Source organism: Burkholderia sp. SIMBA_062 (genome assembly GCF_046534765.1).
Lineage (GTDB): Bacteria > Pseudomonadota > Gammaproteobacteria > Burkholderiales > Burkholderiaceae > Burkholderia > Burkholderia ambifaria.
This window is the reverse complement of sequence record NZ_JAWRYD010000009.1, coordinates 66,857-87,572: the sequence shown is the minus strand read 5'-3', so window position 1 is coordinate 87,572 and position 20,716 is coordinate 66,857. Positions and strand designations below refer to the sequence as shown.

16 protein-coding genes are annotated in these 20,716 nt (G+C 68.9%); 9 read left to right on the top strand and 7 right to left on the bottom strand.

All coding sequences use genetic code 11. The features are described from left to right. The first annotated feature begins 55 nt into the window (after positions 1-55). The 9 genes from SB786_RS11880 to SB786_RS11840 all read left to right on the top strand — a co-directional run bounded on the left by SB786_RS11880 (position 56) and on the right by SB786_RS11840 (position 9,764). Positions 56-1,825, top strand: coding sequence for an AMP-binding protein (locus SB786_RS11880; RefSeq protein ID WP_410727625.1), 1,770 nt, complete (start codon positions 56-58; stop codon positions 1,823-1,825). After that, complete coding sequence (locus SB786_RS11875) at positions 1,822-2,796, top strand: acyl-CoA synthetase (protein ID WP_410727624.1); 975 nt, start codon at positions 1,822-1,824, stop codon at positions 2,794-2,796. The genes SB786_RS11880 and SB786_RS11875 overlap by 4 nt, the downstream gene beginning before the upstream one ends. Further along, positions 2,793-3,449 carry an outer membrane lipoprotein carrier protein LolA gene (locus SB786_RS11870; protein ID WP_410727623.1) on the top strand — a complete coding sequence of 219 codons (657 nt, stop codon included), beginning with the start codon at positions 2,793-2,795 and terminating at the stop codon, positions 3,447-3,449. The genes SB786_RS11875 and SB786_RS11870 overlap by 4 nt, the downstream gene beginning before the upstream one ends. Further along, positions 3,449-5,929 (top strand): MMPL family transporter, encoded by a 2,481-nt coding sequence (locus SB786_RS11865; RefSeq protein ID WP_410727622.1) that lies wholly within the window; start codon positions 3,449-3,451, stop codon positions 5,927-5,929. The genes SB786_RS11870 and SB786_RS11865 overlap by 1 nt, the downstream gene beginning before the upstream one ends. Then, positions 5,926-6,819, top strand: a complete 894-nt coding sequence (locus SB786_RS11860; RefSeq protein ID WP_410727621.1) for a polysaccharide deacetylase family protein — start codon at positions 5,926-5,928, stop codon at positions 6,817-6,819. The genes SB786_RS11865 and SB786_RS11860 overlap by 4 nt, the downstream gene beginning before the upstream one ends. A 63-nt stretch (positions 6,820-6,882) precedes the next feature. Then, positions 6,883-8,106, top strand: a complete 1,224-nt coding sequence (locus SB786_RS11855) for a beta-ketoacyl-[acyl-carrier-protein] synthase family protein (protein WP_410727620.1) — start codon at positions 6,883-6,885, stop codon at positions 8,104-8,106. Next, positions 8,103-8,921 (top strand): beta-ketoacyl synthase chain length factor, encoded by an 819-nt coding sequence (locus tag SB786_RS11850; RefSeq protein ID WP_410727619.1) that lies wholly within the window; start codon positions 8,103-8,105, stop codon positions 8,919-8,921. The genes SB786_RS11855 and SB786_RS11850 overlap by 4 nt, the downstream gene beginning before the upstream one ends. Beyond that, positions 8,918-9,451, top strand: coding sequence for a hotdog family protein (locus SB786_RS11845; RefSeq protein WP_410727618.1), 534 nt, complete (start codon positions 8,918-8,920; stop codon positions 9,449-9,451). The genes SB786_RS11850 and SB786_RS11845 overlap by 4 nt, the downstream gene beginning before the upstream one ends. A 22-nt stretch (positions 9,452-9,473) precedes the next feature. Further along, a complete protein-coding gene (locus SB786_RS11840) occupies positions 9,474-9,764 on the top strand; it encodes a hypothetical protein (protein ID WP_410727617.1) in 291 nt (96 codons plus the stop codon). A gap of 81 nt (positions 9,765-9,845) precedes the next feature. Here SB786_RS11840 and SB786_RS11835 read toward each other — a convergent pair whose 3' ends face one another. The 7 genes from SB786_RS11835 to SB786_RS11805 form a co-directional block, all read right to left on the bottom strand. After that, positions 9,846-10,046, bottom strand: coding sequence for a hypothetical protein (locus SB786_RS11835; RefSeq protein WP_410727616.1), 201 nt, complete (start codon positions 10,044-10,046; stop codon positions 9,846-9,848). A gap of 198 nt (positions 10,047-10,244) precedes the next feature. Then, positions 10,245-10,988, bottom strand: a complete 744-nt coding sequence (phbB, locus tag SB786_RS11830; RefSeq protein WP_410727615.1) for an acetoacetyl-CoA reductase — start codon at positions 10,986-10,988, stop codon at positions 10,245-10,247. Between the two features lie 217 nt (positions 10,989-11,205). Then, on the bottom strand, positions 11,206-12,387 hold the full coding sequence (locus SB786_RS11825; RefSeq protein WP_410727614.1) for an acetyl-CoA C-acetyltransferase: 1,182 nt from the start codon (positions 12,385-12,387) through the stop codon (positions 11,206-11,208). Positions 12,388-12,661: 274 nt separating this feature from the next. Beyond that, positions 12,662-13,243, bottom strand: a complete 582-nt coding sequence (phaP, locus tag SB786_RS11820; protein WP_410727613.1) for a TIGR01841 family phasin — start codon at positions 13,241-13,243, stop codon at positions 12,662-12,664. A 481-nt stretch (positions 13,244-13,724) separates the two neighbouring features. Beyond that, positions 13,725-14,489 carry a ParA family protein gene (locus SB786_RS11815; RefSeq protein ID WP_410727612.1) on the bottom strand — a complete coding sequence of 255 codons (765 nt, stop codon included), beginning with the start codon at positions 14,487-14,489 and terminating at the stop codon, positions 13,725-13,727. A gap of 350 nt (positions 14,490-14,839) precedes the next feature. Then, positions 14,840-18,523, bottom strand: coding sequence for a GLUG motif-containing protein (locus SB786_RS11810; protein WP_410727611.1), 3,684 nt, complete (start codon positions 18,521-18,523; stop codon positions 14,840-14,842). Then, the gene (locus SB786_RS11805) at positions 18,442-20,067 is read right to left on the bottom strand and encodes a ShlB/FhaC/HecB family hemolysin secretion/activation protein (RefSeq protein ID WP_410727610.1); all 1,626 of its coding nucleotides are present in this window, start codon (positions 20,065-20,067) and stop codon (positions 18,442-18,444) included. The genes SB786_RS11810 and SB786_RS11805 overlap by 82 nt, the downstream gene beginning before the upstream one ends. Positions 20,068-20,716: the final 649 nt, after the last annotated feature.

Genomic DNA, 20,716 nt, shown 5'->3' with positions numbered 1-20,716 from the left:
GGCGCGGCGCCGCATCGCGGCCGCGTCGGTCACCGCTTCCCGCTCTCGCCGATTTATGCCGACTCACCCGCTGGTATTCCATTCCTCGCCGGACCAGACGATCGCCTGGCGCGACGGCACGCCCGTCACCGTGCGCGCGTTCGTCGCCGACGTCGCGCGCGTGGCCGCCGCCCTGCCCGCCGGCGGCCACGTGTTCAACGTGTGCCGCGACCGCTACCGCTTTGCGGTCAGCCTGTGCGCGGCGCTCGTCTCCGGCAGGATCAGCCTGCTGCCGTCGACGCACACGCCGGAGATGGTGCGCCAGCTCGCGTCGTTCGCACCGGACGCATTCTGCCTGCACGACGCGCCGGACTGCATGATCGACCTGCCCCGCTTCGCGTATCCGGACACCGCCGCCGGCGACCTCCCCGACGACGCACCCTGCGTGGTGCCGCAGATCGACGCGGCGCGGATCATGGCGTACGTGTTCACCTCCGGCTCGACCGGCGCGCCGGTGCCGCACCGCAAGACCTGGGGCTTCCTGGTCGGCTGCGTGCGCGCCGCGGCCGACCGCCTCGGCCTGCTCGACGGCCGCGCGGCCACGCTGATCGGCACCGTGCCCGCGCAGCACATGTACGGCTTCGAGTCGACGGTGCTGCTCGCGCTGATCGGCGGCCTCGCGTTCAGCAACCGCCAGCCGTTCTATCCGGTCGACATTCGCGACGAACTCGGCGCGATCCCGCAGCCGCGCGTGCTCGTCACGTCGCCGATCCACCTGCGCGCGCTGCTGTCGGCCGGCCATGCGCTGCCGCCGGCCGCGCTCGTGCTGTCGGCCACCGCGCCGCTGTCGGAAAAACTCGCGTGCGAAGCCGAGGCCGCGCTCGACGCGCCGCTCGTCGAGATCTACGGCAGCACCGAGACCGGCCAGATCGCGACGCGCCGCACGTCGCGGGGCGCGACCTGGCAACTGTTCGCGGACATCCGGCTCGATGCGCGTGATGCGCGTGACGCACATGACGCGCCGGATCGCGACGCCGCGGGCGACGACAGCGGCGCGACCGTGTGGGTATCGGGCGGACACGTCGAGGCTCCGGTGCCGATGGGCGACGCGATCGAGCTGCTCGGCGACGGCCGGTTCCTGCTGCACGGCCGCAAGGCGGACCTCGTCAACATCGCCGGCAAGCGCACGTCGCTCGCCTATCTGAATCATCAATTGAATGCGATTGCCGGCGTCGTCGACGGCGTGTTCTTCATGCCGGACGAAGCCGCGCCGGCCGACGCCGATGCGGCCCGCGACGCGGTCACGCGCCTCGTCGCGCTCGTGGTCGCCCCGACGCTCGCCGCGGCAGCTCTGCAGCGCGCGCTGCGCGAACGGATCGATCCCGCGTTCATGCCGCGTCCGCTCGTGTTCGTCGATGCGTTGCCGCGCAACGAAACGGGCAAGCTGCCGCGCGACGTGCTCGCCGCGCTCGTCGCACGGCACACGCGCGCCGCCGCGGCCGACGCGCGCAATCGCAGCGAGACGGATGCGCCGCTCGCGTTCACGATTCCCGCCGATCACCCGGCGCTGCCCGGTCATTTCCCCGGTCATCCGATCGTGCCGGGCGTCGTGCTGCTCGATCACGCGATCGCCGCGCTCGGCGCATCGCTGAACCGCCCGCTGGATACGTGGCGGCTGGCTTCCGCGAAATTCCTGAGCCCGGTCGCGCCCGGCGAACCGCTCGATCTCGCGTTCGATGCGGCGGCCGGCGGTGCGATCCGCTTCACGCTGCGCGCCGGCGCGCGCGACGTGGCGACCGGCGTGCTGTCCGCGCCGCCCGCCGCACGGGACGGCGCGCAGCCATGAAGCGCACCGCATGGGCCGAGCGCGAGGAACGCAGCAACGCGGGGCTGCTGCGCGCGATGACCTGGATCTCGCTGCGGTTCGGCCGGCGGCCGTCGCGCGCCGTGCTGCACGCCATCGCGGCCTATTTCGTGCTGTTCTCGCCGGTCGCCCGCGCGGCGTCGCGCGACTACCTGCATCGCGTGCTCGGGCGTCCGGCGCGCTGGCGCGACGTGTACCGGCACGTCTTCACGTTCGCGGCGACCATCCACGACCGCATCTACCTGATGAACGGCCGCTTCGACCTGTTCGACATCCGGCTGCACGGCGAAACGCGGGTGGACGACGCGCTCGCCGGCGGGCGCGGCGCAGTCCTGATGGGCGCGCATCTCGGCAGCTTCGAAGTCGTGCGGGCGATCGGTCGCACGCGTCCGGACCTGCGCGTCGTCGTCACGATGTTCGAAGAGAACGCGCGCAAGATCAACGCGACGCTCGCCGCCGTGAATCCGGCCGCGAAGCCGGAAGTGATTCCGCTCGGGCAGGTCGACTCGATGCTGAAGGTGCGCGAGCGCCTCGACGCGAACTGCATGGTCGGGATGCTCGCCGACCGCACGCTGCACGACGACGCGGCCGCGTCGATGCGGCGGCTGCCGCTGCTCCGCGCGCCGGCCGCGTTCCCGCTCGGGCCGCTCTACATGGCCGCGATGCTGCGGCGCCCGGTGCTGTTCATGACCGGCCTCTATCGCGACGGCAATCGCTACGATGTGCACTTCGAGACACTCGCCGATTTCTCCGACGTGCGCCGCGACACGCGCGCGGCGGCCGTCGATGCGGCGCTCGCGCGCTACGTCGCGCTGCTCGACCGGTATTGCCGTGCGGCGCCGTACAACTGGTTCAACTATTTCGATTTCTGGCAGACCGGCGACGCCGCCGCGCGCCGCGACGATGCGCGCGCGTGCACCGGGCTGTCCACCCCGAGGGATTCCGACGCATGACCGCTGTTCGCCGCTTCCTGTCGCCGTTCCAACTGCCGATCCCGCCGTCGTTCCGGCTCGCGCCGCGCCGCGCCGCGCGCCTGTTCGCCGTCGCGGCCGCCGTCGCGCTCGCGCTGCCCGCGCACGCGGCCGACACCGGTTCGGCATGGACCCTCGACCGGCTGATGTCGACGCTCGCGCAGCACAAGTCCGGGCGTGCCACGTTCACCGAGACGAAGACGCTGTCGATCGCCGCGCAGCCGCTCGAATCGTCGGGCGAGCTCGTGTTCGTCGCGCCCGACCATCTCGAGAAGCACACGTTGAGCCCGAAGCCCGAACACCTCGTGGTCGACGGCGACATGCTCACCGTCGAGCGCAACAACCGCAAATTCACGCTCGCGCTCGCGCGCTACCCCGAGCTCGGCGCCTTCATCGACAGCATCCGCGCGACGCTCGCCGGCAACCGCTACGCGCTCGAGCAGGTGTACAAGGTCGCGCTCGCCGGCCGTGGCGACGACTGGACGCTGACGCTCACGCCGCTCGATTCGCGGATGCTGAAGGTCGTCAGCACGATCACGCTCGACGGCACGCGCGACGTGTTGCGCAGCGTCGCGATCCGGCAGGCCGACGGCGACCATTCGACGATGCGCCTGCAACCCGTCCCGGCGAACTGATGGACGAACGCACCCGGCCGACCGCTCCTGTCACCCGGCGCCTGCCCGCGTGGCGGCAACGCGCGGTGCTCGTGTGGCTGCTCGCGCTCGTCGCATGCGCGATCGCGATCGCCCGCGCGAATTTCACGGCCGACCTGTCCGCGTTCCTGCCGCGCGCGCCGAGCGCCGGGCAGCGCGTGCTCGTCGAGCAACTGCGCGACGGCATCGTGTCGCGGCTGATCCTCGTCGCGATCGACGGCGGCGACCCGGCCACGCGCGCCGCGCTGTCGCGGCGCGTCGCCGGCACGCTGCGCGCCGACCGGCAATTCTCGGCGATCAACAACGGCGAGGCCGTGAACGATGCACGCGACCGGCAGTTCGTGTTCGATCATCGCTACCTGCTGAGCCCGGCCGTCACGCCGCAACGCTTCAGCGCGGACGGCCTGCACCAGGCGCTCGGCGACAGCCTCGACCTGCTGGGCTCGTCGGCGGGCCTCGTCGCGAAGGCGATGCTGCCGCGCGACCCGACCGGCGAAGTGACCGCGCTCGTCGACCAGCTCGACAGCGGCGCGCAGCCCGCCGTGCGCGACGGCGTGTGGGCGTCGCGCGACGGCACGCGCGCGGTGCTCGTCGTGCAGACGGCCGCCGCCGGCTCCGACACCGACGCGCAGGCACGCGCGATCGACGCGGTGCGCCGCGCGTTCTCCGCCGCGACGCAAGCGCTGCCGAACCCGGCCGCATACACGCTCGCGATGGCCGGCCCCGGCGTGTTCTCGGTCGACACGCGCGACACGATCCGGCACGACGTCGAGCGGCTGTCGAGCGCGAGCATCGTGCTGATCGTCGCGCTGCTGCTGACGCTGTACCGCTCGCCGCGCACGCTCGCGCTGGGGCTGCTGCCGGTGCTGACGGGCATCGCGGCCGGCATCGCGGCGGTCAGCGTCGCGTTCGGCACGGTCCACGGGCTGACGCTCGGCTTCGGCACGACGCTGATCGGCGAGGCCGTCGACTATTCGATCTACCTGTTCGTGCAATCGTCGCAGGCCGGCTCGCGCGGCGCCGCGCGGCCCGCCGACGCGATGCGCGCGTGGCTCGCCGCATACTGGCCGACGATCCGGCTCGGCGTGCTCACGTCCGTGTGCGGCTTCGCATCGATGCTGTTCTCGGGCTTTCCGGGCCTCGTGCAGCTCGGGCTCTATTCGATCGTCGGGCTGACGGCCGCCGCGCTCGTCACGCGCTACGTGCTGCCGCACCTGCGCGGCGAGCACGTAGCGATTCGCGACGTGTCACGCATCGGCGCGGTGCTCGCGCGTGCGGCCGCCGCGGCGCCGCGGCTGCGCTGGCCGCTCGCCGTGCTCGTGCTCGCCGCGTGCGCGACGCTCGTGCTGCATCGCGATGGCCTGTGGAGCCGCGAGCTCGCGGCGCTCAGCCCGGTTCCCGCCCGCGCGCAGGCACTCGACGCGCGCCTGCGCGCCGATGTCGGTGCACCGGACGTGCGCTACCTCGTCGTGATTTCCGCGCCGACCGAACAGGCCGCGCTCGAACGCGCGGAACGGGTCGCCGCGCACTTGCAGCCGCTCGTCGATCGCGGCGCGCTCGCGGGCTTCGAAAGTCCCGCGCGCTACCTGCCGAGCGACGCCGCGCAGCGCGCACGCCAGGCGAGCCTGCCGGAGGCCTACGAGCTTGTCGCGCGCATGCGCGCGGCCGTCGCAAACCAGCCGATCTCAGTCAGGGCCGAGTTGTTTGCACCATTCGTCGCCGATGTCGAGGCCGCGCGCCACGCGCCGCTGCTCACGCGCGCCGACCTGCGCGGCACGTCGATGGCGCTCGCCGTCGACGCGCTGCTGACCGAGCGAGCGGGCCGCTGGAGCGCGATGCTGCCGCTGCGCGCGCCGGACGCCGCGCGCACCGCGTCGACGGCCGCGCCGGCACTCGATGCCGCGCCGATCCGCGCGGCCGTCGCGCGCGCCGGCGTACCCGACGCGCTGTTCGTCGACATGAAAGCCGAGGCCGACCGCCTGTACGTGAACTACGTGCACGAGGACATCCGGCTGTCGCTCGCGGGTTTCGCGGCGATCGCCGTGCTGCTGCTGATCGCGCGGCGCTCGCCGCGCCGCGTCGTGCGTGCACTCGCGCCGCTCGTCGCGGCCGTGTTCGTGGTGACGGCCGGCTTCGCGCTCGCCGGCGTGCCGCTGACGATCCTGCACCTCGTCGGGATGCTGCTGATCGTCGCGGTCGGCTCGAACTATGCGCTGTTCTTCTGCAAGCGCGACGACGCACAACCCGTCACGCCGTACACGCTCGTATCACTGCTGGTCGCGAACCTCGCGACGGTCGCCGGCTTCGGCCTGCTCGCGCTGTCGCGTGTGCCGCTGCTCGAAACCTTCGGGCTGACCGTCGGCCCCGGCGCGATGCTCGCGCTGGCGTTCGCGGCGATTCTCGCGCCGCGCGCCGCGGCCGCGAACGGCCGTCCCCATGATCCGACAGGAGCTCACGCATGAACGCGTCGTCATCCGTTTCACCGCTGCAGCCTGGCGACGCGCGCCGCTGGAAACCGACGCCGCTGATCGCGGGCACGGCCGCGCTGCATGCGGGCGCGCTCGCGGCGGTCGTCTCGCAGCCGGCCGCGTGGCCGTGGGCCGCCGGCGGCGTGGTCGCCTCGCATCTCGCGCTGACGGCTGCCGGCCTGTGGCCGCGCAGCGCATTGCTCGGGCCGAACTGGACGCGGCTGCCGGCCGGCGCCGGCCGCCGGATCGCGCTGACGATCGACGACGGCCCGGACCCCGACGTCACGCCGCGCGTGCTCGACCTGCTCGATCGTTACGATGCACGCGCGACGTTCTTCTGCATCGGCGACCTCGCGCGACGCCATCCGCAGTGGATCGAAGCGATCGTCGCGCGCGGCCACGCGGTCGAGAACCACAGCCAGCGGCACCGGCATACGTTCTCGCTGTCGGGCCCCGCCGCGCTGCGGCGCGAAATCGCCGCCGCGCAGCAGACGCTGACCGAGATCGCCGGCACGCGACCGCGCTTCTTCCGCGCGCCCGCCGGCCTGCGCAATCCGTTTCTCGAGCCGGTGCTCTGCGAGTTCGGCCTGCAACTCGCCAGCTGGACGCGACGCGGCTTCGACACGCGCGAGCACGATGCGGACACCGTCGCGCGCCGCCTGCTGAACGGCCTCGCGCCCCAGGACATCCTGCTCGTGCATGACGGCCATGCGGCGCGCGATGCGCGCGGCGAACCGGTCGTGCTCGACGTGCTGCCGGCGCTGCTGCGCGCGGCCGCCGATGCGCGGTTGCAGTGGACCACGCTGCGTGCCGTGCTCACGCCCGAACCGCCCGAACCGCCCGGCCAGCCGGGGATGCCGGCACCCCCGTTTGATAAAATCTGACCATGCCCGGCGCGCCCGTCAGCCCTGCTGCGGCGCCCGTTCCGGCCACCGGATGCGACCCTCGTGAAACCTCTCCTGCTCTCGCACTTCACCGCCACCAGCTGCATCGGCCGCGGCCTCGACGCGACCCTCGACGCGCTGCGCCACGCACGCGGCGCGCTCACGCCGTGCGACTTCGAGCGCGCCGAACTCGACACCTGGATCGGCTCGGTGGACGGCGTCGATGCAGGGCCCGTGCGCGCGGATCTCGCCGATTTCGACTGCCGCAACAACCGCCTCGCGCAGCTCGGCCTCGTCCAGGACGGCTTCGACGCGCGCGTCGCGGCGGCCGTGTCGCGCCATGGCGCCGCACGCGTCGGCGTGTTCCTCGGCACGAGCACCTCCGGCATCCTCGAGACCGAACGCGCGTACGAGCAACGCGATCCGGCGAGCGGCGCACTGCCCGCCGGATTCCGCTATGCGCACACCCACAATCCGTATTCGCCGGCCGCATTCGTGCGCGCGTATTTCGCGCTGCGCGGGCCGGCGATGGCGATCTCGTCCGCGTGTTCGTCCGGCGCGAAGGTATTCGGCTCCGCGCGCCGGATGATCGAAGCGGGGCTGATCGATGCGGCCGTCGTCGGCGGCGTCGATTCGCTGTGCCTGACGACGCTGTACGGCTTCAATTCGCTCGAACTGTTGTCGCGCAAGCCGTGCCGTCCGTTCGACGTCGCGCGCGACGGCATCTCGATCGGCGAGGCCGCCGCGTTCGCACTGCTCGAACGCGTGCCGCAGGCACCCGCCGCGCTCGACGACGACGCGATCCTGCTGCTCGGCGTCGGCGAATCGAGCGATGCGCATCACATGTCGTCGCCGCATCCGGACGGGCTCGGCGCGCGCCTCGCGATCGAACAGGCGCTCGCATCGGCCCGCCTCGAGGCGGGCGACATCGACTACGTGAACCTGCACGGCACGGCGACGCCCAGCAACGACGCCGCCGAAAGCCGCGCCGTGGGCGCGCTGCTCGCCCGCACGCCGTGCAGCTCGACGAAGGGAGCGACCGGTCACACGCTCGGCGCCGCCGGCGCGCTCGAAGCAGTCATCGCCGCGCTCGCGCTGCGCGAGCAGTTCGTGCCGGCCGGCGTCAACACGACGCAAGCCGACCCGGCGCTCGCCGCCGACTACGTGCTCGCGAGCCGCGACGCGCACCTGCGTGCGGTCCTGTCCAATTCGTTCGGCTTCGGCGGCACGAATTGCAGCCTGATCCTCGGCCGCGCCGAGCACGCCCGCCGCCGGGAGCCGACATGACACTCACCGCCTTCATCGAAAGCGTCGGCCTCGTCGGGCCGGGACTGAACGACTGGCCGCACGCGGCCGACGTGCTGGCGGGCCGCGCGGCCTATGCGAGCGCGCGCACCGTGCTGCCGCCGCCGGCCGGCCTGCCGCCGGCGGAACGTCGCCGCACCGGCCCCGTGGTGCGCGTCGCGCTCGCGGTCGGGCTCGAAGCGGCAGCCGCGAGCGGTCGCGATGCCGCCACGCTCGCGACCGTATTTAGCGCGTCCGGCGGCGACGGCCAGAATTGCCACGCGATCTGCGAGACCCTCGCCGGCGACGACCGCCACCTGTCGCCCACGCGCTTTCACAACTCCGTGCACAACGCGCCGGCCGGCTACTGGAGCATCGCCACCCGTGCAATGGCGACGTCGAACGTGCTGTGCGCGCACGACGGCAGCTTTGCCGCGGGCCTGCTCGAGAGCCTGTGCCAGGTCTCGGTCGATCGCGTGCCGAGCCTGCTGATCGCCTACGACACCGACTATCCGGAGCCGCTGCGCGCGGTGCGGCCGATCGTCGACGCATTCGGCGTCGCGTTCGTGTTCGCGCCCGACGCAAGCGAACGCACGCTCGCGCGCATCGACGTGCAGCTGACCGATGCGCCGGCGACGACGCTCGCGAACCGCGAACTCGACGCGCTGCGCGCCGGCAATCCGGCCGCGCGTGCGCTGCCGCTGCTCGAAGCACTCGCCGCACGGCGCGCGACGCGCGTCGTGCTCGACTATCTGGAAGACGCACGCGTGCAGGTCGATATCGCGCCGCCGGATGTGGCTGCGGAGCACGCGCGATGACGGCGCCCGTCTCGACGCCGATGCCGATGCCGCCGGCGACGCTCGATCGCGCATGGATCGCCGCGCACATTCCGCACGACGGCGCGATGTGCGTGCTCGATCAGGTCGAAGCATGGGATGCCGCGCGCATCCGCTGCAGCGCGACGAGCCACTGCGATCCGCACAACCCGCTGCGCTCGCGCGGCCGGCTCGCGTCGGTCTGCGGAATCGAATATGCGGCGCAGGCGATGGCCGTGCACGGCGCGCTGCTCAATACGCAACAGGAACAGATGGAACACGCGCGGCCGCGCGCCGGCTATCTCGCGAGCGTGCGCAACGTCGACGCGTTCGTCGATCGGCTCGACACGTTCGCGCTGCCGCTGATCGTCGACGCCGAACGCATCGGCGGCGACGACCATTCCGTGCTGTACGGCTTCGCGCTGCGCTGCGGCGATCGCGTGCTGCTCAGCGGCCGAGCCGCGGTGATGCTCGATGCATCGGCGGCCGGCGCACGCGTTCCGCCACAGGTCGGCCACGCAGGCCCCCGATGAATTTGCCCAAGGAAACCAGGTCGTGAAAGCACGTCAGTTCATTTGCAGCGCAATCGTTCTCGCGCTGATCAGCCCGATCGCGCCCGCGGACATGTCGGAAGTGAAGCAGGACATCAAGCGCGATTCGAAGGAAGCCGCGCACAAGACCGGCGAGGCCGCGCGCAGCTTCGGCCATGCGACCGCGAGCGCCGCGAAGACGGTCGGCCACGGCATCGCGCATGTATCGCGCGAGGGCTGGGATGCGACCAAGCGCACGACGAAGCGAATCTTCCACAAGAATGATTCGGGCGAAGGCGCGCAGAAGGGCGATTGAGGGTGAGCGTCCCGCGCACCGCAGGCAGGATGCGCGGGATGCGGCACGACGCTCGAGTGCGCCGCTGCCGCACCGCCACCGTCAGCGCACGCCGCTGCGCGTGCGGCGCGCCGGCCTGCGTGCGAAGCACTTGCCGTATGCGACGAACCGGCAATCGCGATGATCGAAATTTCGCAGCAGCCGTGCACGGCGCCGCTCGAGCCAGTGAAGCGCGATCGCCATCGTCAGCGCGACGGCCAGTGCCGAGCCGCCGATCGCGAGTCCCATCCAGGTTTCACCCATGCCTCCTCCGGAATGCGAGGCCGGTGCGGCACGCATGCCGCGACGCGGTGGCCGGAGCGCGGGCGCATGCGGCCCGCCGCATGTGCGGCGAACCTGCGTCCGTGATCCATCACCGCGCGCGTGCGCGTCGCCCCGGCGCTGGATACAGCGGGAGCACGGCCCGGACTTGCGCGAACGCCGCCCGGGCCGCCGCGCGCGTCAGTGCATGTGCTGGCCGCCGTTGATCGCGATGTTGGAGCCCGTCACGAAGCCGGCGTCCTCCGAGCACAGATACGCGACCAGCGCCGCGACTTCCTCGGGCTTGCCGAGCCGGCCCGCCGGAATCTGCGGGAGGATCTTCGTATCGAGGATGTCCTGCGGGATCGCCGTGACCATCTTCGTCGCGAGATAGCCCGGCGACACGGTGTTCACCGTCACGCCCTTGCGCGCGGTCTCGAGCGCGAGCGATTTCGTGAAGCCGTGCATGCCGGCCTTCGCGGCCGCGTAGTTGGTCTGGCCGATCGAACCCTTCGAGCCGTTGACCGACGCGATGTTGACGATGCGCCCCCAGCCGCGCTCGACCATGCCGTCGCAAACCGGCTTCGTCATGTTGAACACGGAATCGAGATTGGTGCGGATCACCGCGTCCCAGTTGACCTTGTCGAGCTTGCGCAGCGTCATGTCGCGCGTGATGCCCGCGTTGTTCACCAGGATGTCGACCGGGCCGACTTCCCGGACGATTTTCTCGATGCATTGCTGGCACGAATCGTAATCGGCCACGTCCACCGGATACGCGTGGAATTCGCGACCGGCCGTGTGCATCTCGGTCAGCCAGCGATCGGCACCGGTATTGTTCGGCGAATACGTGACAACGACCTGGTAGCCAGCGTCGTTCAACCGGATGCTGATCGCTTCGCCAAGACCGCCCATCCCACCTGTCACAACTGCAATTCGCTTAGTCATCCTATTAGTTACCGAGAAGAAAAGTAATCAATGGTGCGCGGCGGCGACATGGCACATGCCGCCGCCCCACCGCTTCGATGCGCGCGCGCCCGCGTTGCCGACGCGGCGCGCACCGGAACATCACGCCTGTTGCGGGTTGCTCGTTGCGCGCGAAAGCTGCTTCGCGCGTGCGCGGCGCAGGCCTGCGCCGCACGCGTGCTTGATCGTCAGGCCCGGCTCAACCGCGCTCGACCGCGAGTGCGACACCCATCCCGCCGCCGATGCACAGCGACGCCAGCCCGCGCTTCGCATCGCGCTTGACCATCTCGTGCAGCAGCGTCACCAGGATCCGGCAGCCCGACGCGCCGATCGGGTGGCCGATCGCGATCGCCCCGCCGTTCACGTTCACCTTCGACGTGTCCCAGCCCATTTGCTTGTGCACCGCCAGCGCCTGCGCCGCGAAGGCCTCGTTGATTTCCATCAGGTCCAGGTCGCCCGGCGTCCAGCCCGCGCGCTCCAGCGCACGGCGCGAGGCCGGCACCGGACCCATGCCCATCACGCTCGGATCCACGCCCGCATTCGCATACGCCTTGATCCGCGCAAGCGGCGTCAGGCCCAGCGCCGCCGCCTTCTGCGCCGACATCACCAGCACCGCCGCCGCGCCGTCGTTCAGCCCCGACGCGTTCGCCGCCGTCACCGAGCCGTCCTTCGCGAACGCCGGCTTCAGCCCGGCCAGCGACTCCGCCGTCACGCCGTGACGCACGAACTCGTCGGTCGCGAACTGCAGCGGCTCGCCCTTGCGCTGCGGAATCGACACCGGCACGATCTCGTCGTTGAAGCGGCCGGCCTTCTGCGCGGCTTCCGCCTTGTTCTGCGACAGCGCCGCGAACGCGTCCTGCTCGTCGCGCGTGATCCCGTATTCCTTCGCGACGTTCTCCGCCGTGATGCCCATGTGGTACTGGTTGTACACGTCCCACAGGCCGTCGACGATCATCGTGTCGACCAGCTTCGCGTCACCCATCCGGAACCCGTCGCGCGAGCCCGGCAGCACGTGCGGCGCCGCGCTCATGTTTTCCTGGCCGCCGGCGATCACGATCTCCGCGTCGCCCGCCGCGATCGCGTTCGCCGCCAGCATCACGGCCTTCAGGCCCGAGCCGCACACCTTGTTGATCGTCATGCCCGGCACCGCGCTCGGCAGGCCGGCCTTGATCAGCGACTGACGCGCCGGGTTCTGCCCCGAGCCCGCCGCCAGCACCTGGCCCATGATCACTTCGCTCACCTGCTCGGGCTTCACGCCCGAGCGCTCCAGCACCGCGCGAATCACCGTCGCGCCAAGTTCCGGTGCCGCGATCTTCGCGAGCGAGCCGCCGAATTTGCCGACCGCGGTCCGCGCGGCCGATACGATCACTACGTCCGTCATGTTCAGTTCCTGCTTTGAAATCAGTGGGTCGATCCGAATTGTGTGCCGGTGCCGGTACGGCACTGCGGCCGGTGCGGGCGCATGAGCGCCGCGCGGCTCGCGATGCGGCTGCACGTTCGCGCGCATGCGCGCGGCACATCCGCGTGTTCCGGCCGTTCCCGGGCACGCCGCGGCGAGCCGGAGGGTTGCCGGCCGCCACGCGGCACACGCGGCGGCCGGCGCCTTCCGGCGCCGCTCACTCCTCACTCATGTCGCGCCTGCGCGCGACACGCGCTCATGCAGCCGAGTCGCGCGAAGCCGCTTCCTTGCGTGCGGCGGTGGCCGTCTGCTTGGCACCGCGCGCCGTCGTTTCGCTGACCGCATCGAAACCGCTTTGCGCGGCCTCGATCGCCTGCCCCGTCGCTGCGCGCACGGAATCGGCCGCGGCCGTCGCCGCGGACAGCGCCGAGTTCAGCGCGGCGACCACCGGGGCCGAACCGGCCGGCGCGTGCTTCGACAGTTCGCCGAACACGTCCTTCACGCGCTTGTCGTTCTGCTCGTACTGAACCTGCGCGACCTTCGCCCACTCGGCCTGCGTCGACACCGCGATGTCGAACAGGTGGCGGCCGTACGCGATGGCCTTACCGGCCGCTTCCTGCGGGACGGCGACCTGCTGCGCGAATCCCGCGGCCGGGTTGCTGGTGTTGAACGCGTTCTTCAGCTTGTCCTCGTACTCTTCGAGCGCCGTCTTGGCCGCTTGTACATTGAGTTCGACGACAGCCTCGAAACCGTTGATCGCCGGACGGGCAAGCGCGAACCATGCGGCGATCCCGGACTGATAATCGGCGGCGAATTTTTCGGGGGCAAATACGGACATCGGGTACGCTCCTGTTGGCAATTTGCGAGAAACGACACAAAGAAAAACGGAAGTCAGATCGGAGGCCTGCTCCCTTATTTTCAACCCGCAGACGGCATTGAATGCGAGAAGTTGAAGAACGCATTTTAGGTGCATTAATTGTCAATTAAATGGCATTAATGCTAGGTGAAAACCCTTAAGGGTTGAAATGATCGCCTGGCGGCCGCGGCGCGCCTAATGGGGTCGCCCCGCAACGCCCCGCTCTAAAAAGACTTTTACATTTGTACACCTTCGCGCACCGCGCCAATCGGCAATATTTACCCTATCACCATTTCCGTTATTTGAAAATAGGTGCGCATGAAAACAGAAAAAACCATCCATGTAATCGTTTTTCTTAGGTTTTATTCTGAAATCGTTATCGTGATTATTTCCGGAATCGGAATATGAATTATTAACAATGAATTCAATTATCAGATGAATTGCCGCGCATGGTGGCGATGCCTCACCCGACCAGCTCGCGATGGAGCGCGCGAAACTCCTGCGCGAGCTTGTGTGCCGGCTCGAGATGGATCACCGGCGTCGACTGCTGATGCGACTCGCGGATCTTCACCGATGCCGACAGCCGCGACGCCAGCACCGGCAACCCTTCGTCGATGAGCTCGTCGACCAGCCGCTGCGGCAGGCTTGCACGCGGCTGGAACTGGTTGATGATGATCCCTTCGACCTCGAGCGCCGCGTTATGGTCCTGCTGGATTTCCTTCACGTTATCGAGCAGCGTGTACAGCGCGCGGCGCGAGAAGTCGTCGCAGTCGAACGGAATCAGGCAGCGCTCGACCGCGATCAGCGCCGAGCGCGTGTAGAAGTTCAGCGCGGGCGGCGTGTCGATATAGACGGCGTCATAGGTGTCGAGCTCGTTCAGCGCGTCGCGCAGCTTGTAGATCTTGTAGCGCGACTCGAGCTTGCCGTGCAGCGTGTCGAGATCCGGATGCGCGGGCATCACATCGAGGTTCTCGAATGGGGTCCGATGAATGAACGACGCGGTATCGACCGGCCGGAAGTTGAACGTCAGCGCGGTTTCGAAGAAATCAGCGGCAGTCGGACCGACTTCGGCCGCCCGGTCGCCGAGCAGATATTGCGTCGAGTTCGCCTGTGCATCGAGATCGACGACAAGCGTGCGCATCCCCTCGCTGGCGCTGATCGCCGCCAGATTACAGACGATCGTCGATTTGCCCACGCCCCCCTTCTGGTTGAACACAACACGCCGCATAGTCCCCTCTCGATCGAAGCCACCGGAAGACACCAGCATACCCGAGACAGGTTGGCTGCCGTATTGCGACATGCCTCGGGATGTGCGGCGAATTGCCGAGCCCCATGCGTGCATCGATGTGCGCCCGCCGCGGATGCCTCCGCTGCCGCCCGCCTTCGATGGTTGCGTGATCCAGACAGACAGCCGGGCACGCGGCCCCGCTACGCCGGCCCGCTGGAGTCGCGCTGATGAACGACGAAGGCGGGGCACCGGATCACTCCGATGCCCCGCCTTCAGTGACTACGATAAGCGACGGTCAGCTTCGCGGGGGGCCGGCGAAAAGCCCGCCCCCCGCGTCGAGACCGATGCGCTTACCGGGACGCAAGGCCAACCGGACGGCCAACACCGACCTGTTGCACCGCCGCGGCCGGGCCGGTTGCCACGCTCGACTCAATACGCCCGTAGTTCACGCCAGCCAGACCACCGTAGAGCTGGTTATACCCCGGGACATAGTTGATGCGGCTGCTCGTGGAGCCCTTATGCAGCGTGCCCACGTTCATGCCGACGAGACCGCCGAGGCGCGCGCCGACACCGCCGCTCACCGTGCCCGACGATTCCGACTCCGACACGAAGTTGCCGTTGGTGCCGACCAGACCGCCGACGTTCGCATAATTGCCGCCCGTCACGTTGCCAGTCGCCGTGCTACCCGCAACACGGCCCGCCATGTCATTCATGCCGATCAGGCCGCCTACAACGCTATTCATACCGGCGCTCACCGCGCCGGATGCGTTCGACTTGGACACGCGGCCGTCGTTGTGGCCGACCAGGCCGCCGGCGTACGCGGAGTTGCCGGCCTCCACCTTGCCGGACGCCTCGCTATTCGCAATGTCTCCGTTCGCGTTCTTGCCGGCCAGACCGCCGACGTTCGCGGAATCGCCCGCTACGACCTTGCCTGACGCCTTGCCACCCGCGATGGTGCCGCCGTTCATGCCGACGAGGCCGCCTGCGGTGCTCTTCATGCCAGCGCTCACGTTACCGGTCGCGCTGGACCCGCCGACGACACCCGTGTTGACGCCGACGAGACCGCCCGCGAGGCTGAAAGCGCCGCCCGTCACCTGGCCGTGAGCCTCCGATCCGGAAATCGTGCCCTTGTCGTTATTGCCGACCAGACCACCGATTTGGCTGGCTCCGCCGCTGGTTACGTCGCCGCGTGCGATCCCCACCGTGATTTGCCCCTTGTTTTGACCCACGAGGCCACCGATAAGCGCTGCCGACTTGTCGGTCACGTTGCCCGTGGCCGTTCCGTTCGCCAGGGTGCCCTCGTTCACGCCCACGAGACCGCCGATCGCGGCCGAGCCGACGCCCGACACATTGCCTGACGCCGTTCCATTGGCGACCGTGCCGAGAAGATGCCGGCCAATGAGGCCGCCGATGGTGGAGCCGGACGCGGTGCTGTTGACCGCGCCGCTCGCCGACACATTCGAGAGCGAACCGCGGTTCACGCCGATGAGCCCGCCGATCACGGAGCCGCCGGCGCCGCGCACAGTGCCGCTCGCCGACGAATTGGCGATGCTCGTGCCGACGTCGTTATCGCCCACCAGACCACCGATGCTGCCGTTACGGCCGCTGACGGTGACGTTGACGCTCGACGACGAATTGTCGATCGCGCCCGTGCCGACCTTACCGTTCACGCTGTTCACGCCGACCAGACCGCCCACCTTCGCATTCGTCTGCGCCAGCGTGATGCTTCCCGCGCTGCTCGAATTCGAGATCACGGCACCTCGGTTAACGCCGACCAGGCCGCCCACGCCGCCGTAGACCCAGCTCTGATCCGCGACCCCACCCGAAATGGTCGTATTGGCCGAGCTGTTGCTGATCGTCCCCAGCTTCTCCGGACGGCCCGCAATCGTGTAGCTTTCGCCGACGAGCCCGCCCATCGCCAACGTGGCCCAGCTGCCCGCGATGCGCCCCGTGACCGACGACCGATCGATGTCGCCGCCGAGGTTGGAGCCCACGAGACCGCCCAGCACCTGCATGCGCGACGTCCCGCCGTTCACTACCACGTTCGTCGCGTTCACGTTGGAAATGACACCGGTGTCCGTATTCACGCCCGCGAGGCTGCCGATCAGCGCCGGCCCGTTGCCCGTGTACGATTGCGCGCCCGTCACGTTCACCGACGCGAGCTTCAGGTTGCCGATGTAGCCGGAGTTCACCGAGAACAGGCCGATGAACGGGCCGGTGCCGTACACCGATACGTTGCTGACCGTGTTGCCCAGGCCGTCGAACTTGCCGAAGAACGTGCGGTCATTGCCGATGCTCCGGAACTGGCGGCCACCGCCGTCGATTGCGCTGCCGAGCACGTAGCGGCCCGACAGGTCGTTGTCGATCGAACGCAGTTGATCGACGCTGTTGATCACGCGATACGCGTCGCCGTTCGAACGATACGACGCATTCGCACCCGACAGCGTGACGGCGCCGTTGCCGTTCACCGCCAGACCGCTGCCCGGATTCAGTTCGAGGCTCGCGTTGCGGCCGCCCAGCGACAGCTTGTCGTTCACGCGGATCTGCTGCGCCGCGTTCACCGTGACGCCCGCGTTGTCGCCCGTCGCCGTCACCGGCCCGCCCAGCTCCACGTCGCCTTGACGCGACGTCAGCGTCAGCCCGTTGTCGCTGTTCCAGGTAACCGGCGCGTCCACCTTCAGCGTGCCGGTCGTGCGAGCGAGTTCGACGTTGGTCGTGCCGAGATTGCGCGCCAGCGTGTCCGCACCGATCGCGGCATCCGAACCGCCCGAACCGCCGACCTGCTGGCCGCCAATCACGAGCGCGCGCGATGCGGCGCTCTTGCCCACGCCGGCATTCGCCGACTCGATCGTCCACTTGCCCGCCACGCCATCGTGCCCGCGCGTGTCGACCGCCGCCGTGTCCGCTACGCGCACTGCGGCGCCCTTCGTCACCACTGCGCCGTGCCCTTCCGCGCCCGCCAGCGTGCTCGCGTCCAGCGTACCGGCCACTTGCACCGCGCCTTCGCCGCCGTCCAGCGTGATCCGGCCCGCGACGTTCTTCAGCCCCTTCGCCTCGATCGTCCCGCTGTTGTTCACCACCGTGCCCAGCAGGTTGTCCGCCGAGCGTGCCGACATCAGCACCTGGCCGCCGTCGGCCTTCAGCAGGCCGCCGTTGCTCACCAGCGCGTCGACCGCCGCGCCGTTCACCTCGAGGCTCAGCAGCTTGCTGCCGTCGAAGTTCACCTTCACGTCATTGCCCGCGCCCAGCGCGACCGTGCCCATCTGCGCCTGGATCACGCCGTTGTTCGCCACCTGGGCGCCCAGCAGCGCGACACCGCCGCCTTCCGCCGCCGTGATCGTGCCCTGGTTCACCACCTGGCCTGCCGACTTACCGGTAAAGCGGAAGTTGCCGTCCAGGAAATCCTTGTTCGAGATGTCGCGCGTCGACGCCACCAGGCCGCCCACGTTCACTTGCGCGCCCGATCCGAACAGCACCCCGTTCGGGTTCACCAGGAACACCTTGCCGTTCGCATCGATGCGGCCTTCGATGTTGCTGCCGTTCGCACCGACCACCCGGTTCAGCGCCAGCGACTGGTTCGTCGGCTGATTGAACGACACGCGCTCGCCGCCGGCGACGCTGAAGTCCTGCCAGTTCGTGATCAGCTTGTCCGTATGCTGGTTGATCGACATCGTCTTGTTGTCGGCCGACGTCGCGAAGTCCCCCTTGCCCGACACGATCTCGGCGCCCGTCGGCAGAGCATATGCGCTCGATGCCGCGAAGCCCAGCAGCGACACGGCCGCCGCGATTACCCGGCGGCCTCCTGCCTTGCCGCGCCGACGCGCGTTCTCGCCCGCCACGCTCCAGCATCCGTTCGCTTGATTCCAGACCAGTGCATAAGCCTTGTTCATCTTTGGTTTCCTTGTTGTATTTACTGCCAAACCCTGCGTAATGCAGGCGCTCGTCCAGACGCTCAGAAATACTGAGTCGCCTGAAACCAGATTCGCGGAGAGCCGGCGGACGACGCCAGCCCTTCGCTGGAGGCGAACGGCCATGCGGCCGCCACCGTGATTTGATGCCCCTTCCCGTACCATCCCGCGCCGAGCCCCGCGGCCTGCATGCGGATGATGTTGGTGTCCTTGAACACGCGATGCTTGTTGATGCCGACCCGGCCGGCGTCGACGAACGTGCTGACCCGCCAGCCGGGCGCCACCGCATAACGCAATTCCGCGCTCGCCTGCCACCCCTGATCGCCGCTGCCCGAGCCGAGCGTATAGGCGCGCACGCCGTACGGGCCGCCCAGACTGAACTGCTCGGACGCGTCGAGATTGCCCGACGACAGCTGGCCGCTGAACTGCGTGTAGAACTGGAAGCGCGAGCCGAGCGCCTGAAGGCGCATCACGCTGATGCCGAGTTTCTTGAAGGTGCCGCGCGTCTTGACGAACCCCTGCGCTCCAAGGACGTCGGCGGTGCGCAGACGGCCCGCGCCGGCCGAAACGGAGAAGGCGGTGGTGCCGCCGCCCAGCAATGCGTCGTCGCTGTTGCCGCTCAGCGTGAGAGTCCATAGACCGACGTTCTTGTCGTCCTGTATTTGGAACGCGCGATAGTCGTCGTGAAGGTTCTTGTTCTCGTATTGGAGTTGCGCGTTCAGGTTGAACGCGCGGCCGCGCAGCAGCGGCTGGACGACAAATGCGCTCTGGATGTTGGCGCGGCTGTGCAGATCGAGTTCCTCGAAGCCTTCGCCGACCTTCGAATGCAGATTCGAATAGCCGACGCCGACGCGCGTGGACCACGGCCCGACGGGTAGCTGGTACGACGCGCTGTAATAGCGCTGGAGTTCGTCGCTTCCCATGCCGCGCAACGTGAGCCGGTCGCCGATGCGCAGCGGCGAGTTGACCGCGACGCTGCCCGTGAGCCGGTAGCGCCCGGTCGACAGATTGCCGTAGTTGTCCGCCTCGAGCGTTCCCGTCGCGATCGGTCCGGGGTCGGCGTCGATTACCAGATCGGTCGAGCCCTGCGAGCGCCCCGAACGCAACGTGCCCTTGGCGTCGACGCCGGGCAGGTCGCCGACGAGCAGCAGGCTGCGCGCCAGATCGGCGCCGCGCACTGCCTCGCCCGGACGCAGCGCGGACAACGGCTGGCGCACCACGCTGTCCAGCACGCGCGAGCGGTTATGGAGTTCGATCCGGTCGTAGCGGCCTTCCAGCACGTCGATCCGGACGATGCCGTCGTCGATGTCCTGACGCGGCAGATAGGCACGCGCGAGCACATAGCCGTGCTCGCGGTAATAGGAGGTGATGCGCGCCGCCGCCGCCTGCAGCTCTCCGAAACTCAGCTCCCGCCCGGTCAGGTCCTGGACGAGCGCCTCGAGCTGCGCCGACGTGAACACCCGGTTGCCGCCGATCGCGAACGCGCGAACCGTCACGCGCGGCCCCGCATCGGCCCCGTCGGTCACGGGCGCGGCCTGCTCGCCGCGCTCGATGCTCAATTCGGGTGCCGGCGCGACCGGCAGCGCCGGGCGCACGGATTCGATTTCGCGCATCGACTGGCCCGCGTTCGGCACCTGCGAAAGGGCGATGCCGGGCAGCAACAGCCCCATCGCCGCGCAGCAGCCCAATGCGTACGGCCTACCGCCGCCGTGACCGGCAACGGGCCCGCACGGCGCCCCTGGCCGGGTGTCGTCGCGACTACGACGCGTGACGTCGAAGTGCCGGGTCGCAAAAAAGTACAGGAAACCTCGGCCGTAATGATCCATCATTCAACTCGGTAAACCACCATTTGCATTCGCTACCGAATCGTAGGTTCCAGCCGTATTGAGGTAAATAATACAAGTACGATTTATTATTCAAAAATCGCAACATTTTCGATAAATTCCTAATAAACCACGAAAAAAACTACGTATCCATCAAGTTTTTTATCGCCTCCCGCTGCCTGGCTCCATGATTGACATGACGGCTCCCCACCGCCAAATCAGTTGGTATCCTAACGATATCGACGTGACAAGGTCCGCCCGGCGTCGATCGGACATGCGGAAACAATGAAGGAATGCGGACCGTGTCTGGGGGCCGTCAGCGGATCGGCCTGCGGGAGTGGGAGGCCATGGGTGCGAAAGCGCTGCCTGGCGCCGGCCATTCGGGGCGCACGATCCCAAAGGAAAGGAAAATCCGCCCCTGAAATCGAATCGGATTTGATCCGCCAGGGCTGAAAACGACTAAAAAAAACCCGCCGAAAGGCGGGTTGATCTTTAC

What these genes read in the sequence shown, in the direction of transcription:
- SB786_RS11845 (WP_410727618.1), top strand. Translation starts at nt 8,918, where the DNA reads ATGACGGCGCCCGTCTCGACGCCGATGCCGATGCCGCCGGCGACGCTC.
- SB786_RS11810 (WP_410727611.1), bottom strand. Translation starts at nt 18,523, where the DNA reads ATGGCCGTTCGCCTCCAGCGAAGGGCTGGCGTCGTCCGCCGGCTCTCC.
- SB786_RS11880 (WP_410727625.1), top strand. Translation starts at nt 56, where the DNA reads ATGCCGACTCACCCGCTGGTATTCCATTCCTCGCCGGACCAGACGATC.
- SB786_RS11805 (WP_410727610.1), bottom strand. Translation starts at nt 20,067, where the DNA reads ATGGGGCTGTTGCTGCCCGGCATCGCCCTTTCGCAGGTGCCGAACGCG.
- SB786_RS11870 (WP_410727623.1), top strand. Translation starts at nt 2,793, where the DNA reads ATGACCGCTGTTCGCCGCTTCCTGTCGCCGTTCCAACTGCCGATCCCG.
- SB786_RS11865 (WP_410727622.1), top strand. Translation starts at nt 3,449, where the DNA reads ATGGACGAACGCACCCGGCCGACCGCTCCTGTCACCCGGCGCCTGCCC.
- SB786_RS11835 (WP_410727616.1), bottom strand. Translation starts at nt 10,046, where the DNA reads ATGGGTGAAACCTGGATGGGACTCGCGATCGGCGGCTCGGCACTGGCC.
- SB786_RS11875 (WP_410727624.1), top strand. Translation starts at nt 1,822, where the DNA reads ATGAAGCGCACCGCATGGGCCGAGCGCGAGGAACGCAGCAACGCGGGG.
- SB786_RS11860 (WP_410727621.1), top strand. Translation starts at nt 5,926, where the DNA reads ATGAACGCGTCGTCATCCGTTTCACCGCTGCAGCCTGGCGACGCGCGC.
- SB786_RS11815 (WP_410727612.1), bottom strand. Translation starts at nt 14,489, where the DNA reads ATGCGGCGTGTTGTGTTCAACCAGAAGGGGGGCGTGGGCAAATCGACG.
- SB786_RS11825 (WP_410727614.1), bottom strand. Translation starts at nt 12,387, where the DNA reads ATGACGGACGTAGTGATCGTATCGGCCGCGCGGACCGCGGTCGGCAAA.
- phbB (WP_410727615.1), bottom strand. Translation starts at nt 10,988, where the DNA reads ATGACTAAGCGAATTGCAGTTGTGACAGGTGGGATGGGCGGTCTTGGC.
- phaP (WP_410727613.1), bottom strand. Translation starts at nt 13,243, where the DNA reads ATGTCCGTATTTGCCCCCGAAAAATTCGCCGCCGATTATCAGTCCGGG.
- SB786_RS11850 (WP_410727619.1), top strand. Translation starts at nt 8,103, where the DNA reads ATGACACTCACCGCCTTCATCGAAAGCGTCGGCCTCGTCGGGCCGGGA.